This is a genomic window from Mesorhizobium sp. WSM4823, from assembly GCF_055811195.1.
The window spans coordinates 990131-1006959 of the sequence record NZ_JBVVQL010000001.1 but is presented as its reverse complement, the minus strand read 5'-3'; the positions used below and the strand labels follow the sequence as shown (position 1 = coordinate 1006959).

Annotated in this window: 13 protein-coding genes; 6 read left to right on the top strand and 7 right to left on the bottom strand. The window is 63.7% G+C overall.

All coding sequences use genetic code 11. The features are described from left to right. The first annotated feature begins 24 nt into the window (after positions 1-24). Complete coding sequence (locus AC0L26_RS04770; RefSeq protein ID WP_473631483.1) at positions 25-702, top strand: MIP/aquaporin family protein; 678 nt, start codon at positions 25-27, stop codon at positions 700-702. 82 nt (positions 703-784) lie between these two features. Here the strand turns inward: AC0L26_RS04770 and katG are convergent, their stop codons facing one another. Beyond that, a complete protein-coding gene (gene katG / locus AC0L26_RS04765; protein WP_473631482.1) occupies positions 785-2983 on the bottom strand; it encodes a catalase/peroxidase HPI in 2199 nt (732 codons plus the stop codon). Positions 2984-3125: 142 nt separating this feature from the next. Here katG and AC0L26_RS04760 point away from each other — a divergent pair, with 142 nt between their 5' ends. Continuing rightward, the gene (locus AC0L26_RS04760) at positions 3126-4034 is read left to right on the top strand and encodes a hydrogen peroxide-inducible genes activator (protein WP_473631481.1); all 909 of its coding nucleotides are present in this window, start codon (positions 3126-3128) and stop codon (positions 4032-4034) included. Between the two features lie 282 nt (positions 4035-4316). Here the strand turns inward: AC0L26_RS04760 and AC0L26_RS04755 are convergent, their stop codons facing one another. Continuing rightward, positions 4317-4538 (bottom strand): cysteine rich repeat-containing protein, encoded by a 222-nt coding sequence (locus AC0L26_RS04755; protein WP_352938459.1) that lies wholly within the window; start codon positions 4536-4538, stop codon positions 4317-4319. Positions 4539-4617: 79 nt separating this feature from the next. Between AC0L26_RS04755 and AC0L26_RS04750 the strand changes: the two genes are divergently transcribed. Continuing rightward, positions 4618-5784 (top strand): efflux RND transporter periplasmic adaptor subunit, encoded by a 1167-nt coding sequence (locus tag AC0L26_RS04750; protein WP_473631480.1) that lies wholly within the window; start codon positions 4618-4620, stop codon positions 5782-5784. Then, complete coding sequence (locus tag AC0L26_RS04745; RefSeq protein WP_473631479.1) at positions 5781-8930, top strand: efflux RND transporter permease subunit; 3150 nt, start codon at positions 5781-5783, stop codon at positions 8928-8930. Before AC0L26_RS04750 ends, AC0L26_RS04745 begins: the two co-directional genes overlap by 4 nt. A gap of 147 nt (positions 8931-9077) precedes the next feature. Here the strand turns inward: AC0L26_RS04745 and AC0L26_RS04740 are convergent, their stop codons facing one another. The 4 genes from AC0L26_RS04740 to hisS form a co-directional block, all read right to left on the bottom strand. Continuing rightward, positions 9078-10844, bottom strand: coding sequence for an AMP-binding protein (locus AC0L26_RS04740; RefSeq protein WP_473631478.1), 1767 nt, complete (start codon positions 10842-10844; stop codon positions 9078-9080). A 287-nt stretch (positions 10845-11131) separates the two neighbouring features. After that, positions 11132-11827 (bottom strand): ATP phosphoribosyltransferase, encoded by a 696-nt coding sequence (gene hisG / locus AC0L26_RS04735; protein WP_473631477.1) that lies wholly within the window; start codon positions 11825-11827, stop codon positions 11132-11134. Beyond that, on the bottom strand, positions 11824-12945 hold the full coding sequence (locus tag AC0L26_RS04730) for an ATP phosphoribosyltransferase regulatory subunit (protein ID WP_473631476.1): 1122 nt from the start codon (positions 12943-12945) through the stop codon (positions 11824-11826). The genes hisG and AC0L26_RS04730 overlap by 4 nt, the downstream gene beginning before the upstream one ends. A gap of 178 nt (positions 12946-13123) precedes the next feature. Next, complete coding sequence (gene hisS, locus AC0L26_RS04725) at positions 13124-14626, bottom strand: histidine--tRNA ligase (RefSeq protein WP_473631475.1); 1503 nt, start codon at positions 14624-14626, stop codon at positions 13124-13126. Positions 14627-14842: 216 nt separating this feature from the next. Between hisS and AC0L26_RS04720 the strand changes: the two genes are divergently transcribed. Continuing rightward, positions 14843-15094, top strand: coding sequence for a hypothetical protein (locus tag AC0L26_RS04720; RefSeq protein WP_473631474.1), 252 nt, complete (start codon positions 14843-14845; stop codon positions 15092-15094). 31 nt (positions 15095-15125) lie between these two features. Here AC0L26_RS04720 and AC0L26_RS04715 read toward each other — a convergent pair whose 3' ends face one another. Then, positions 15126-15761 carry a DNA-3-methyladenine glycosylase I gene (locus AC0L26_RS04715; protein WP_473631473.1) on the bottom strand — a complete coding sequence of 212 codons (636 nt, stop codon included), beginning with the start codon at positions 15759-15761 and terminating at the stop codon, positions 15126-15128. Positions 15762-15973: 212 nt separating this feature from the next. Here AC0L26_RS04715 and AC0L26_RS04710 point away from each other — a divergent pair, with 212 nt between their 5' ends. Beyond that, a complete protein-coding gene (locus tag AC0L26_RS04710; protein WP_473631472.1) occupies positions 15974-16720 on the top strand; it encodes a L,D-transpeptidase in 747 nt (248 codons plus the stop codon). Positions 16721-16829: the final 109 nt, after the last annotated feature.

The following is a 16829-nucleotide window of genomic DNA, read 5'->3' as shown; positions in this document are numbered from 1 at the left end:
GCGGGAAATTACGAGGAGAGGGCAATGAAGACTTATCTGGCTGAAGTTCTAGGGACATTTCTACTGGTGTTCATCGGCACGGCTTCGGTGGTGACGGGCGGCTTCGGCGGCGCGCTGCCGCTCGGCCAGGAAGGCATCGGTCTTGCATTCGGCATCGGCCTGATTGCGGCGGCCTATGCGATCGGCCCGATCTCGGGCGCGCATCTCAACCCGGCGGTGACACTCGGCGTGTTCCTTGCCGGCCGGATGCAGGCCAAGGACGTCATTCCGTATTGGATCGCGCAGATCATCGGCGCCATCATTGCGTCGCTGGCGCTGTGGATCATCGTCTCCGGACAGGTCGGCGGACACACCGGTGGTTTCGGCGCCAATGGCTGGGATGCGACGAAATGGGGCGTCAGCTCGGCGTTCCTGTGGGAGCTGATCGGAACCTTCACCTTCGTCACGGTGATCCTCGGCGTCACCAGCGGCAGCCACACGACAGCCTTTGCCGGCCTCGTCATCGGCCTGACACTGGCGGGACTGCACTTCGCCATCATCCCGGTGACCGGCACGTCGCTCAACCCGGCCCGCTCGATCGGCCCGGCGCTGTTTTCGGGAAGTGCTGCGATCGGCCAGCTCTGGCTGTTCATCGTCGCACCGCTGATCGGCGGCGCCATCGCCGGCGTGGTCGCCAAGGCCCGGATCTTCGAGAAGGACTGATTTTCGAAGCCTGAATATAAGGAAAAAGCGCGGGCCACGGCCCGCGCTTTTTTTGTTGCGTCCAGAAATCCTTGTGCCTGGATCAGGCAGCGAGGTCGAAGCGGTCGAGGTTCATCACCTTAGTCCAGGCCGCAACGAAATCCCTAGCGAACTTCTGCCCGGCGTCCGCCGACCCGTAGACTTCGGCCAGCGCGCGCAGTTGGGCGTGCGAACCGAAGATCAGGTCGGCGCGGGTGCCGGTCCACTTGACCGCCTTGATCTTGCGGTCGCGTGCTTCGTAGACCTCATCGGAGCCGGCGACCGGATCCCAGACCGTGTTCATGCTGAGCAGGTTGACGAAGAAATCGTTGGTCAACGTGCCCGGCCTGTCGGTGAACACCCCGTGCTTCGACTTGCCGGTGTTGGCGCCGAGTACCCGCAACCCGCCGACGAGCACCGTCATCTCCGGCGCCGTCAATGTCAGCAGCTGCGCCCGATCGACCAGCATCGCTTCGACCGACATCGGCGGCTTGCCCCTGACGTAATTGCGGAAGCCATCGACTTTTGGCTCGATCGCGGCAAAGGACTGGACGTCCGTCTGCTCTTGCGAGGCGTCCATGCGGCCTGGCGTGAAAGGCACCTCCACGTCATGGCCGGCGTCCTTGGCTGCCTTCTCAACCGCGGCGACGCCGCCGAGAACGATCAGGTCGGCAAGCGAGACCTTCTTGTCGCCTGTCTGCCCCGCGTTGAACTCGCTCTGGATGCCTTCGAGCTGCGCAAGCACCTTCGATAGTTCGGTCGGCTGATTGACGTCCCAGTCCTTCTGCGGCGCCAGGCGGATGCGTGCGCCATTGGCGCCGCCGCGCTTGTCAGAGCCGCGGAACGTCGAAGCCGAGGCCCAGGCGGTCGAGACCAGTTCGGAAACGGACAGGCCAGAGGTCAGTATCTTCGCCTTCAGCGAGGCGATGTCCTGCTTGCTGATCAGTTCGTGATCGACGGCCGGGATAGGGTCCTGCCAGATCAGCTCTTCCTTCGGCACGAGCGGGCCGAGATAGCGGACAACCGGACCCATGTCGCGATGGGTCAGCTTGAACCAGGCGCGCGCGAAGGCATCGGCGAAGTGATCCGGATTCTCATGGAAACGTCGCGAGATCTTCTCATAGGCCGGGTCGACCCGTAGCGCGAGGTCGGTGGTCAGCATCGCCGGCGCGCGGCGCTTCGACGGATCGTGCGCGTCCGGCACCGAGCCTGCACCGGCGCCGCCCTTCGGCGTCCACTGATGGGCGCCGGCCGGGCTTTTGGTCAGTTCCCATTCGTAGTTGAACAGATTATCGAAGAAGTTGTTGCTCCATTTGGTCGGCGTCGTGGTCCAGGTCACTTCGAGGCCCGAGGTGATGGCGTCGCCGGCAATGCCGGTGGCGTGCTTGCTCGACCAGCCGAGGCCCTGCGCCTCGATGCCGGCGCCTTCCGGCTCCGCGCCCACCAGCGATGCATCACCGGCGCCGTGGGTTTTGCCGAAGGTGTGACCGCCGGCGAGCAGCGCGACGGTTTCCTCGTCGTTCATGGCCATGCGGGCGAAGGTTTCACGGATGTCGCGTGCCGAGGCCAACGGATCGGGCGTGCCATTCGGCCCTTCCGGGTTGACGTAGATCAGCCCCATCTGCACGGCGCCGAGATGGCCTCGAAGTTCGCGATCACCGGAATAGCGCTCGTCGCCGAGCCACTTGGTTTCCGACCCCCAGTCCACGTCCTGCTCGGGCTCCCAGACATCGGCGCGCCCGCCGGCGAAGCCGAACGTCTTGAAGCCCATCGATTCCAGGGCGACGTTGCCGGTGAGGATCAACAGATCGGCCCAGGAGATCTTCCTGCCGTATTTCTGCTTGATCGGCCACAGCAGCCGGCGTGCCTTGTCGAGATTGGCGTTGTCCGGCCAGCTGTTGAGCGGCGCGAAACGCTGCTGGCCGGCGCCGGCGCCGCCACGGCCATCGCCGATGCGATAGGTGCCGGCGCTGTGCCAGGCCATGCGGATGAAGAGCGGGCCGTAATGGCCGAAATCGGCCGGCCACCAATCCTGCGAATCGGTCATCACCTGGTGCAGGTCCTTGATCACCGCATCGAGATCGAGGCTCTTGAATTCCTCCGCGTAGTCGAAGTTCTCGCCCATCGGATCCGAGAGGCTCGACTGCTGATGGAGAACGGCAAGGTCAAGCTGGTTTGGCCACCAGTCACGGTTGGTCCTGCCGGCCGATCCATGCGCGACCGGGCATTTTCCCACGCTATTGTCATCGGTCTTTGCGTCCATCGTTCTCTCCGATTTGTTTGATTTTTTCGGGATTTGTTGCCGGACGGGCCTTGAGCCACGCCATTCTGGAATGGTTCCAGACTAGGCCGCATTGCCGATAAAAACAAATTGCCTTTCCTGTTTGTTGCGATAGGTTTTCCTTATGATAGGTCTCACCGTCCGGCAGATGCAGTATTTCGAGGCGCTGGCACAGACGCTGCATTTCGGCCGCGCCGCGAAGCTCGCTGGCGTCAGCCAGCCGGCGCTGTCCTCGCAGATCGCGGAGATGGAGCTGCGCCTGAATTGTCGGCTGTTCGAGCGTGGCGGCAAATCGGTTCGAATGACCGACGAGGCGCAGGTCATGCTGCCGCGCATCGAGCGTATTCTTGCCGACATTCGCGAGATCGAGACGACGGCCCGGCGCGGGCGCCCCGCCATGGAAGGACGCTTCCGGCTCGGCATCATCCCGACGGTGGCGCCCTATCTCCTGCCGCATGTGCTGCCGGAGCTGAGACGTCATTTCCCGGCCTTGCAGCTCGAATTGCGCGAAGCGGTGACGGCGTCGCTGATCGAAGACACCGGCCTGGGGAAGCTCGACGCCTTCATCGCGGCCCTTCCCCTCGATCAGCCGGGCCTGATCACCGAGGCGCTTTTCTCCGACCGGTTCTTCCTTGCCGTGCCGGCGGGCGATCCCGCCTTCGCCTCGCCGCCGGTTCCACCCGAAAGCCCGGCGCTGGAAAGGCTGATGCTGTTGGAGGAAGGCCATTGCCTGCGCGAACAGGCGCTTGCCGTCTGCGGCAGCGTGCGCCCGGTGGCAATGGCGAGCTACGGCGCGACCAGCCTGACGACGCTGCTGCAGATGGTGGCGCACGGGCTCGGCGTCACGCTCATTCCGGAAATGGCGACAGGGCCGGCCAGCGCCATGCGCGATTTGAAGATCGTGCCCTTCCAGGAGCCGATGCCGCAGCGCACGATCTGTCTCGCCTGGCGGCGCAACAAGGTTCGGCACGATGAATGTGTGGAACTGGCCAAGATTATTCGCGGGCTGGATGCGGCGGTGCTGGCGGCCTGAGGCGAGGTGTACTGCATCATTGGCATCGGGCGTGCGCTTCGCAGGAGTGTGCGAAGGTCGCTTTGATCGCGCTACGAGCCTGCTCTGAGCCAGCTGACCGTGGAAATCGAAGGCACGGGCGGACGGCCGCACTGGTAGCGAACTGACACGCTCTGGCAGCAATTGGTCGCGATGGACCGTCAGCCGCGCCGCGCCGCCTCGATCGCGGCGACGTCGATTTTCTCCATGGTCATCAATGGCATCAAACGCTTCGTCACCGCCAGCCGCCAGCGCTCAGTGGTGCTATCCGGGCGTGTTCGCCTTGACGACCTTTTGGCATTCCGGCGTCAGTTCGCTCATGTGATCGGCCAGGCATTTGATGATGCGGCCACCGCCCTGCTCCACGCCGCTGCAGAATTTCTTGTAGTCCGCCTCGCAGGCCTCGCGCTCGGACGCAGTCTGCGCCAGCGCTGCTGTCGCCGCCATCTGGGTTGCCAGGAAAAGCACGCTTAACGCAATCCGCATGACAAACTCCCCTCAAACATGTAAATTAGCTCACTTTCATATAATGCGATATACACCGGGAAGTATCCAGAGGGGGAAAATGCTTTTCGTATCAGGTAGAATCGCGCCGGCGGCAGGCCTGGTCGCCGTCACAATACTGTTGTCCGCATGCAACGAACAAAACGCTTACGTGGCGCCACCTCCGCCCAAGGTCGACGTGGCACTTCCATTGAAGCAGAGCGTGACCCCCTATCTCGAGGCCACTGGCAGCGCCGCGGCGGTAAACACGACACCTCTGGTTGCGCGCGTCTCGGGCTTCATCCAGGAAATCGACTACAAGGATGGCGACGAGGTCAAGGCCGGCGCCCGGCTGTTCCTGATCGAGCCCGATTCCTACCAGCTGGCGCTCGAGCAAGCCGAGGCCGGGCAGGGTTCATCTGATGCCGCCGCCAAACAGTCCGGTGCTGACCTAAAGCGGCAGCAGGAGCTATTGTCCCAGAAAATCATCTCGCAATCGACCGCCGACCAGGCCGCCGCGGCAGCAGACGTCGACATCGCCAAGCAGAAGCAGAGCGCGGTCGACGTCAAACAGGCTCAACTCAATCTGAGCTACACCGAGGTCAAGGCGCCGTTCGCGGGCACCGTCACCTCCCGGGAGGTTTCGATGGGGCAGCTGGTCGGCGCCGGCGGCGCCACCACGCTGGCGACCATCGTTCAGCTCGCTCCCATCTACGTCAATTTCAATATCTCGGAGCAGGATGTGCTGCGCATTCGCGCCGCCATGGCCAAGCGTGGAATGACCGCGCAGGACCTCAAAAAAATACCGATCGAGGTCGGCCTGCAAAGCGAGACGGGTTATCCCCATGCAGGAATGCTGGACTATGCCGCGCCAGAAGTTACGGCCGCCACCGGCACGCTGGCGGTCCGCGCCGTGCTGCCCAATGAAGACCGGGCGCTGCTGCCGGGCTATTTCGTGCGCGTGCGCGTGCCGCTGGGCGAAGAGCCGGACATGCTGCTCATTCCCGACCGGGCGATCGGCAGCGACCAGAAGGGGCGCTACGTGCTGGTCGCCGGAAAGGATGATGTCGTCGAGCAGCGGCCGGTTGAGATCGGTCAACTGGTCGGAGCGTTGCGTGTCATCACCAAAGGTGTCGCGCCGGGTGACCGTGTCCTTGTCTCCGGCCTGTTGACGGCCGTGCCTGGCCAGAAGATCGAACCGCAGGAGAAGAAACTGGAAGCGGCCGCCACGGACGGCGCGGCAAGATGATCTCCAAATTCTTCATCGAGCGGCCGGTCCTGGCCAACGCCATCGCCATCCTCATGGTCCTCATCGGCATCATCTCGCTCTTTGCCCTGCCGGTGGCGCAGTATCCCGATGTGGTGCCACCCACCGTTTCGGTAACGACGCGCTATCCGGGCGCCAGCGCCCGCGCGGTGATCGACACGGTGGCGCTGCCGATCGAGCAGCAAGTCAACGGTGTCGAGGGCATGATCTACATGCAGTCCTATGCTGCATCGGATGGCACCTACAATCTCACCGTCACCTTCGCGATCGGCACCGATCTCGACCAGGCGCAGGTGCTTGTGCAGAACCGTGTGTCCTCCGCGCTCGCAGGGCTGCCGCAAGCGGTGCAGGTGCAGGGCGTCACCGTTCAGAAGAAGTCGACCTCGATCCTCGAAATCGTCACGCTGACCTCGCCTGACAGCCAATATGACAGCCTTTATCTCGCAAATTACGCGACCATCCAGCTGAAGGATGAACTCTCCCGGATACCGGGGGTCGGCAATGTCAATGTGTTCGGCGCCGGCCAGTATTCCATGCGCGTCTGGCTCGATCCCGAGAAGATGCAGGCGCGCGGCCTTACCACGCAGGACGTCGTCCAGGCGCTGGGGCAGCAGAGCGAGCAGGTCACCGCGGGCCAGATGGGCGCGCCGCCGGCGCCGGACGGCCAGTCCTTCCAGTACACGGTCGAAGTGTCCAGCCGCCTTGACGACCCCGACCAGTTCGGGGCCGTGATCGTCAAGACCGGCGCCAATGGCGACATGACGCGCGTGCGCGACGTCGGCCGGGTCGAGCTCGGCGCCCAGACCTATGGGCAGTTCTTCAATCTCGACGGCCAGCCGGCGGCGGGCATGGCCGTTTTCCTGTCGCCGGGCGCGAACGCGCTCGATGTGGCCGGCAAGGTCGAGGCCAGGATGAAGGAACTGTCGGGCGAATTTCCGCAAGGCCTGGCGTACTCGATCCCCTTCAACACCACGATCTTCGTCAGCCAGGCGATCCACGAAGTCTACAAGACGCTGATCGAAGCCGCCGTCCTGGTGCTCATCGTCATCCTGCTTTTCCTGCAGGACTGGCGGGCGATGCTGGTGCCGGCGACGACAGTTCCGGTGACCATCATCGGCGCGTTCGCGGCGATGGCCGCGCTCGGCTTCTCGGTCAATCTGTCGACCCTGTTCGCCATCGTGCTTGCCATCGGCATCGTTGTCGACGACGCCATCGTCGTGGTCGAGGGAGCCGCTCACAATATGGAGCGCGGCATGTCGGGCCACGACGCGGCGATTGCCGCCATGAACGCTCTGTTCGGGCCGATCATCGGCATCACGCTGGTGCTGATGGCGGTGTTCCTGCCGGCTGCGTTCCTGCCCGGCCTCACGGGGCAAATGTATGCGCAATTCGCACTGGTGATTGCGGCAACCGCCATAATCAGCGCCATCAACGCGGCAACGCTCAAGCCGACACAGTGTGCGACCTGGCTAAGGCGGCCGGTGCCGCCGGACCAGCGCAATTTCTTCTTTCGCGGCTTCAACGCGGTCTACCAGCGTATGGAGAACCGCTATGCCGGCTTGATCGGCTCAATGGTGCGTCACAGCACGGTGATGGGCATCATTGCGCTGCTGATCATCGGGGCGGCGGGCTATGGCATATCGCGCGTGGCCACCGGCTTCATTCCGATCGAGGACCAGGGCTACATGCTCGCTGCGGTTCAGCTGCCCGACGGCGCCGCACTTGGCCGTACGCAGGAGACGCTGCAACAGGTTTCAAAGATCGCCAAGGCCACCCCAGGCGTCGATCAGGTCGTGACCATCGCCGGCATCTCTGCGCTCGACAACAACTCGACACTGGCGAATGCCGGCGTCGCCTACATCATCCTCAAGGACTGGGGCCTGCGCGGCAAGGGCGAGGATCTTGCCTCGCTCTACGCCACGCTCAACAAAAATATGTCCGACATGGCTGACGGAACTGTGCTGGTGCTGCCGCCACCGCCGATCCAGGGCATCGGCAACGCCGCCGGCTTCACCATGCAGGTCGAGCTCCGTGACGGCAGCTTCGACCTTGCCAAGCTGCAGGGCGCGGTCGCGGCGGTGACCAGGGCTGCTCAGACGCAGTCGGGCATCCAGCGCGTATCGGCGCCGTTCCGGGCCAACGTCCCGCAATACACGGTCGAGATCGACCGCGAGAAGGTGCAAACCCTGGGGCTGACCACGGACCAGGTCTTCCAGACGCTCGCCGGCTATCTAGGCTCGACTTATGTCAGTCAGTTCAACAAGTTCGGGCGGGTGTTCCAGATCTATGTGCAGGGCGATGCGCAATTCCGCCTGACGCCCGAGAATATCGCCCGCCTGAGCGTGCGCAACCAGAATGGCGACATGATTCCGCTCGGCACGTTACTGACGATCACGCCGAGCGTCGGCCCCTCGCTGATCAGCCTCTACAACCTCTATCCCTCGGCATCGATCATCGGCGTGCAGGCGCAAGGCTTCTCGTCCGGCGAAGCGATCAAAATGATGGAAGGGGTCGCGGCCGACACACTGCCGCCCGGCACGGGCTACGACTGGACGGCGCTCTCCTACCAGGAGAAGCTCGTCGGCAGCCAGATCTATCTGGTGTTCGGTCTGGCGCTACTCTTGGTCTATCTGGTGCTGGCAGGCCAATATGAGAGTTGGCTGGCCCCGATCTCGATCTTGCTTGCCGCACCACTGTCGCTGGTCGGTCCGGTCCTGGTCCTCAACGGCCTCGGCATCGACAACAATCTCTACGTCCAGATCGGCCTGATCCTGCTGATTGCGCTTTCCGCCAAGAACGCGATCCTGATCGTCGAGGTCGCGCGCGAACTGCGCGCCGCCGGCAGACCGATCGTCGAAGCGGCGGTCGAGGCAGCACGTGCGCGTTTCCGCCCGATCCTGATGACGTCCTTCGCCTTCATCCTCGGTGTCGCGCCGCTAGTGGTGGCGACGGGCGCCGGTGCCAGCGCACGCAAGTCGATCGGCATCACGGTCTTTTCCGGCATGATCGCCTCGACCTGCCTCGCCGTGCTCTTCGTGCCTTCCTTCTTCGTAATTCTGCAGCGATTCGAGGAGTGGCGCGCGGCGCGCAAGGCGAAGCGTGAGTACACACCTACACTTCCCGGGTAGCGGTACCATCTTATCGCGGTCCGTCACTGGTGCTGGCTCGGGATCCGTCTCAGCGGGGACCCCCGTTCGACCGGCTCATTGTCGCCTGACATTGAGACGACGCCTCTGTTCTTGAAACGCGTAATACGAATGGGAGCCGTTGCCCCCTCAAGCCGTCTTCGCCGCCACCAATCCCAGTTCCTCGACCATCGCCTTGCGCATGAGAAACTTCTGCGGCTTGCCGGTCACCGTCATCGGCAATTCGGTGCGGAAGCGGATGTGGCGCGGGATCTTGTAATGCGCGATCTGGCCGGCGCAGAAGGCCTTGATCTCCTGCTCGGTGGCGATCTGGCCGGGCTTCAGCACGATCCAGGCGCAAAGCTCCTCGCCATATTTCGGGTCGGGAATGCCGAACACCTGCACTTCCCTGACCTTGGGATGGCGGTAGAGGAATTCCTCGACCTCGCGCGGATAGACGTTTTCGCCGCCGCGGATGACCATGTCCTTGACCCGGCCGACAATGTTGCAATAGCCCTCGGCGTCGATGGTGGCGAGGTCGCCGGTGTGCATCCACCCGTCGGCGTCGATCGCCTCGCGGGTCTTTTCCTCGTCGTCCCAATAGCCCTTCATCACCGAATAGCCGCGTGTGCACAGTTCGCCCGGCGCGCCGACCGCAACGGTGGCGCCGTCGGCATCGATCGCCTTGACCTCGACATGGGGGTGGATGCGGCCGACCGTCGACACGCGCTTTTCCAGCGGATCGTCGACGCTACTCTGGAACGAGACCGGGCTGGTCTCGGTCATGCCATAGGCAATCGTCACCTCCGCCATGTGCATCAGCGACACCACCTTCTTCATCACCTCGATCGGGCACGGCGAGCCGGCCATGATGCCGGTGCGCAGGCTTGTGAGATCGAAGGATTGGAAATCCGGGTGATCGAGCATGCCGACGAACATGGTCGGCACGCCGTAGAGGCCGGTGCAGCGCTCGCCCGCCACCGCCTTCAGCGTGGCGCCGGCGTCGAAGCCCTCGCCGGGGAAAACCATGGTCGCGCCTTTGGTGACGCAGCCGATCGTGCCCATCGACATGCCGAAGCAATGATAGAGCGGCACCGGGATGCACAGCCGGTCGTCGACGGTCAACCTGATCGCCGAGGTGACGAAATTGCCGTTGTTGACGATGTTGTTGTGGGTCAGCGTCGCGCCCTTTGGCGCGCCTGTCGTGCCTGAAGTGAACTGGATGTTGATGGCGTCGCCAGGCTTCAGCCCCTCGGAGATGCGGTCGAGGCTGTCATGCTCGTCGCGCCCGGCCATTGCCAGCACGTCGGCGAAATTGAACATCCCGGGCGAATTCTCCTCGCCCATGCGGATGACGATCTTCAGCGCCGGCAATTTTTTTGCGTCGAGCTTGCCCGGTGTCGCCGTCGCGATCTCCGGCGCCAGCGTCTCGATCATACCGAGATAGTCGGAAGTCTTGAATTTGGCAGCCGTCACTAGCGCCTTGCAACCAACCTTGTTCAGCGCATAGTCCAGCTCGACCAGCCGGTAGGCCGGATTGATGTTGACCAGGATCAGGCCGATGCGCGCGGTGGCGAATTGCGTCACCAGCCATTCCCAGCGGTTGGGTGACCAGATGCCCACCCTGTCGCCTTTTGCCAGGCCGAGCGCCAGAAAGCCGGCGGCCAGCGCGTCCACCGTGTCCGAAAGTTCGCTCCAGGTGAAGCGCTTGTCTTGTTCGACGAAAACGGCGGCATCGAGCGTGCCGTATTTGCTGACGGTATCCGAGAGCAGCGCCGGGATGGTCTGCTGCAGCAGCGGAACGGTGCGCTCGCCCGACACATGCGCCCGGCCGTCGACCGGCGCAATGAAGGCCCCGCCATTGCGTTTGCCGCCCAGATTGGTGGCATTTTTCAACTCGTCGAGATTGATCGGCATCGCCGTCTCCTCCGCAGACAGCCTGAGTCTATCAGCCTGCCGGGGTGGTGGAAATCCCGTCGATGGTACGGCCGGAGCTTCGAAGTCAGGTCGCGCCGCCAAGTCGGAGTCCGGTGAGGATGGCGCCGGAAACAAAAAAACCCGCCTTAGCGGCGGGTGGTTGGCGCAAATCAGCACGATGCGGAGTTTAATAGCATAAGTGCCGGCACAAAGCAAGAACAAATATGCTCCGCCCCAGGACGATCCTTTCCACCCCCTCTGCCGCAGTTCCCACAAGGGGAAGGGATTTACGCGACCGAAGCCATCTTCGCGGCGATGTCGCGCAACACTGCTTCATCCGCAGCGGCACGCGTCTTCCTCGACGCAACAAGGCAGGCCTGCGAGCGCAAGATGACGCCGTCGGCCAGCACCTTCAGATGATTGGCGCGCAGCGTTGAGCCTGACGTGGTGATGTCGACGACGACATCGGCCAGTCCTGCTGCCGGCGCACCCTCGGTGGCGCCCAGGCTTTCGACGATGCGGTAGACCTGGATGCCGTGCTTTTGCGAAAAAAACTGCTGCGTCAGCCGCCAGTATTTGGTGGCGATCCTGAGCCGCCTGCCGTGGCGCTGGCGGAAATCGGCGGCGACGTCGTCGAGATCGGCCATCGTATCGACGTCGAGCCAGATGTCGGGCACCGCCACCACGACATCGGCATTGCCGAAGCCGAGCCGGGCGACGATCTCCGCGCGTGCCTCCCAGTCGGCGAGGCTTTCGCGCACCAGATCCTCGCCGGTGATGCCGAGATCGACCGAACCCTGGCCGATCTCGCCAGCGATTTCGGACGCCGACAGGAACGCCACCTCAACGGCTTCCGCGCTTTCGATGCGGGCGCGGTATTTGCGCTCGTCGCCGGGCAGGCTGACGGCAAGCCCGGCCTGGGTCAACACCTCCAGCGCCTGCTCCTTGAGCCGACCCTTCGACGGGATCGCCAGCGTGATCATGGCGCCTGCTCCCGCAGCGCTTCGATGCGGTCGAGCCAGACGGAAAAGCCGACGCCGGGAATCGGCGTTTTCGCGCCGAGCAGCGTCAGCAGCCGGTCATAGCGACCGCCGCCGGCCAACGGCCGCTCGCCGCCTTCCGTAGCGATCTCGAAGACCATGCCCGTGTAGTAATCGAGCGGACGGCCAAAGGCGGCATCGTAGCGGATTTTTTCGACTGGCAGGCCAAGAGCTTCGATCGACTTTGCACGTGCGGAAAAATTGTCCAGCGCCGCGCCCAGCGAAAGCCCGGCGCCGGTCGCGAAGATTTCGAGCGCTTTTGCAGCGCCGTCGAGCGGCACGTCGATCGCCAAAAAAGTCTTCAGCGCCGAAAACGCCTCGTTCGACAGCCGCACGCTGCGTAACTCGGCCTTCTCGATCAGGCGCCGCGCAATGTCGGATGGCGAGCGCCCGGCCGATGCCGACAGGCCGGCTTGCTCCATGCCGCCGGCGATGTGCGACGAAAGCCCTTCCAGATCGCCATCGAGCACAAGGGCAGCGACCGCACCGGCGAGCTGACCGTTGCGCGGCGGGTTGGCGAGGTCGGCAAGCGCTGCCTCCAGCATCGCCGCCGAACCGAAGGCGCGGGCCAGCCGCATGCGCCAGCCACGCGGCAGGCCGAGGGCGGCGAGCACCGCCTCGAATAAAGTCTGGTCGCCGAGCGTGACCGTCAAAGGCCGTGCCGGCAGCGCCAGGGAAAGCAGTGCATGCGCATCGGCCAGCGAGCGAGCATCGGCGGCGGCCGTGTCGCGGTCGCCGAGATCCTCGATGCCGGCCTGGAAAAACTCATTGCCGCCCTCGCGGCGCTGGCGAAACACCTCGCCGAGATAGGAATAACGGCGCGGCGTGCCGGCCTGGCTGGCAATGTGGTCGAGGCAGACCGGAATGGTGAATTCGGGCCGCAGGCAGAGCGTATTGCCGGTCTCGCTTTCGGTGAGAAAAATACGCCGGCGCAGATCCTCGCCGGCCATGTCGAGAAACGGGTCGGCCGGCTGCAGCACCGCAACTTCCACCGCGTGGGTGTTGCGCGCGGCGAAGAGCTCGGCGATGTCTGATGCGATGGCGGGATAGCGGGAGGTCATTGATCGGTTGGGCGCGAGGCACCCCCCTCTGGCCTGCCGGCCATCTCCCCCGCAAGGGGGGAGATCGCTCTCGTCACCGCCCTCGCCCTATTTTCAGGGTCGAGAGGTAAGTGCCGGTGCCGACGCTGCCGATCTCCCCCCTTGCGGGGGAGATGGCCGGCAGGCCAGAGGGGGGTGTTCAAGCGCCACCTTTCGCGCGATCGGCCGCCTGCGCCGCGAGTATCTTCCTCACCTCGCCGACCAACCCGCTTTCCGCCACCGTCACCTGCGCCGGCCGTGCGGCGCGCCATTCGGCGTTGTCTGATATCTCCGCCGACATGCGCGCGCCTTCGATCAGGTCCTTGATCTGCACCTCGCCCTTGGCCCGCTCGTCGCCGCCCTGGATGATGGCGACGGGGCTGCCGCGGCGGTCGGCATATTTGAGCTGCGCCTTCATGCCGGCGCCGCCGAGATACATTTCGGAGCGGATGCCGGCGGCGCGCAGTTCGGCGACCATCTTCTGGTAGCGGCCAAGGCTTTCGGTGTCCTTGTCCATGGTGAGCACGACGACCGGCGCGACGATGTCCGACGTGTCGAGCTTGCCGAGGTTCTTCAGCGCGGTCATCAGCCTGGAGACACCGATGGAAAAGCCGGTTGCCGGCACCGGCTCGCCACGGAAGCGCGAGACGAGGCCGTCATAGCGCCCTCCGCCGCCGACCGAGCCGAAGCGCACGATCTGGCCATCCTCATTGGGGATTTCCGCAAGAAGCTCGGCCTCGTAGACCGGGCCGGTGTAATATTCGAGGCCGCGGACGACGGAACGGTCCATAACTATGCGGTCTTCGCCGTATCCAGCTGCTCTTACCAAGTCTTCAATGGTTGATAGTTCGGCAACGCCTTCATTGAAAAACTGGCTGGCTCTCACTGCAGAATCCGGGTGCCCTAAATCACCTCGCTCAGGCTTCGAGGTAGCGAAAAGTACTGCCTCAGCTTGAACGTTGTTCAGCCCCGCACCCTTGGTGAAATCACCGCTCTCGTCTTTGCGCCCGGCGCCAAGCAAAAGGCGCACACCCTCAACACCAAGCTTGTCCAGCTTATCGATGGCACGCAGCACCGTCAGCCGGCGTCCGGCATTCTCATCACCGCCAAGGCCGATCGCCTCCAGCACGCCGTCGAGCACCTTGCGGTTGTTGACGCGGATGACGTAATCGCCGCGTTTGATGCCGAGCGCTTCCATCACATCGGCCATCATCATCGCCATCTCGGCGTCCGCAGCCACACCCGGCGTGCCGACTGTGTCGGCGTCGAACTGCATGAACTGGCGGAAGCGGCCGGGGCCGGGCTTTTCGTTGCGGAACACCCAGCCGGAGCGGTAGCTGCGGTAGGGTTTCGGCAGGCGCTCGTAATTCTCGGCGACGAAACGTGCCGTCGGCGCGGTCAGGTCGTAGCGCAGCGACAGCCACTGGTCGTCATCGTCCTGGAACGAGAACACGCCTTCGTTTGGCCGGTCCTGGTCGGGCAGGAATTTGCCCAGCGCATCGGTGTATTCGATCAGCGGCTGCTCGACCGGCTCGAAGCCGTAAAGCTCGTAGACCCCACGGATCGTTGCCATCATCTTTTCGACGGCACGGATGTCGTCGGCGCTGCGGTCGGCAAAGCCGCGCGGCAGCCGCGCTTTCGTCTTTTCCGATTTGTCGGCCATGGCATGGGTACCCGGTGTTTCGTGGCGTTCCGTGGATCGGCAAAACTGCTGAATTTCCACAGCGCGGGTGTCCTAACCGATGCAGCCGGGAGCGGCAAGCGTTTGCACGTTTCCTGAAACAAACCGGAGCCAAAACGAAACAATTCCGCCATAAGCGCGGCATTGTGCCGACACAATCGCAGCCGATAAAGCGCGCCGAAACAAGAGGTTCGGGCCATGATCACGGCACGGGAATTCGACACTATCGACAACGGCGCCGCCGACCTGCCCCGGCTGCGACGGGCCGATGGCCATGCACGCGGATTGGCCGGCCAAACGGCGGGGCCATTCGAGATCGCCGCGGACGAGCGTACAGGACCGACCATGCGCGATGCGCTGATGACCAGCCTGCTGGTGATCTATCCGGCTTTTGCCACGATAGCGGCCATCGTCGCCGGGCTTTTTCTGGCCGGCGCCGGCGGTGCTTGAGTTTTGTCGCCCGCTTCGGCGGTGAGGAAGCTCACTTCGGGCGCTTGAACGTCTTGCGTTCCGCTTCGACCTGTTCGCGGCAAACGCAGCCTTCGAGATGGTCGTTGACCAGCCCCATGGCTTGCATGAAGGCGTAGACGGTGGTCGGGCCGACGAAGCTCCAGCCGCGTTTCTTCAGCTCCTTCGAAATCCGCACCGAGACCGCCGTGGTCGGATTGGCGCGCAGATGGGCGAGATCGACGATTTCTGGCCGTTCGTCCGGGCCGGGTTCGAACTTCCAGAACCAGGCGGCCAGCGAGCCGGCCTCGTCGGCCATTTCGCGCGCACGCTTGGCGTTGTTGATGGTCGAGACGATCTTGCCGCGGTGGCGGATGATGCCGGCATTGCCGAGCAGGCGCTCGACATCCTTGTCGGTGAACGCGGCGACCTTGTCGATATCGAAGCCGGCGAAGGCCTCGCGGAAATTCTCGCGCTTGCGCAATATGGTCAGCCAGGACAGGCCCGACTGAAAGCCTTCGAGGCAGATCTTTTCGAACAGCCTGCGGTCGTCGGTGACCGGCCGGCCCCATTCGTGATCGTGGTAGTGCAGATAGTCCGGTAGATTGCCGTGCCAGAAGCAGCGCGCGATACCATCGGGGCCGGCGAGCAGGCCTGTGTTCTCATCCATGGCGGAATTCCACTTCGTTAATGCGCTTTTGCGCCGCTTTACTCCGGCTTTACCAGATTCCTGAACCGGCCGGTAACCACACCGAAAGCTTTACTGACACATCGGCATTTTACGCATTCCGATTCATGTTTCAGTTGCCGCTTCGCGCCAATGTCCGGGCGATCGGGGACGCCTTTGCGCCCCGGCGTGTTCGACGATCAAGGTGCGTTTCGATGAAAACATTTTTGTTCCCGCTGCTCGGCGCCGCAGCCGTACTGGCCGCCGCCGCTACATCCTCCAGTGCCCGCGACCGTTATGCCGACAGGCCGCCGGTGATGGTGAGCCCTGACCTTTCGGCGCCCTGGGTGCTGCAGCTTGGCCGCGCGCCGGGCATCGTCCGGCAGGGCAGGCAAGAGATGCAAAGGCCGCAGCGCCGTTATCAACGGCAGGCGCAACCGGCTCAGCTGCACACGGCCGCGGTGCAGGCGCCGTCCAAGAAGCGCATGGTCGCGCGCCCGCAGATCAACCCGATCTACCTGCCGCAGGAAGTCGCTTATGACGGCCCGCACAAGCCGGGCACGATCGTCATCGATACGACGGAGAATTTTCTCTATCTGGTCGAGAACAACGGCAAGGCGCGCCGCTATGGCGTCGGCACCGGCAAGCCAGGCTTCGAATGGGCCGGCAAGCACAAGATCTCGCAGAAGAAGGTCTGGCCCGAATGGCGGCCGCCGGCGGAGATGATCACGCGCGAGGCCGCCAAGGGGCGCTATTTGCCGACCTATGTCGCCGGCGGCAGCGAGAACCCGCTCGGCGCGCGCGCGCTTTATCTCGGCTCGACGCTCTACCGCATCCACGGCACCAACCAGCCATGGACAATCGGCGGCGCGGTCTCGTCGGGCTGCATTCGCATGCGCAACGAAGATGTTGTCGACCTTTATGAACGCGTCAATGTTGGCACGACGGTTGTGGTGATATAATTTGCAGTTGATTTTATTGCTGATTCTGTCCAGAAAAGCTCTGGATCAGGGATACCAGACAACTCTGGATCAGGGATACCAGAAAACTCTGGATCCGGGATAACGGGGG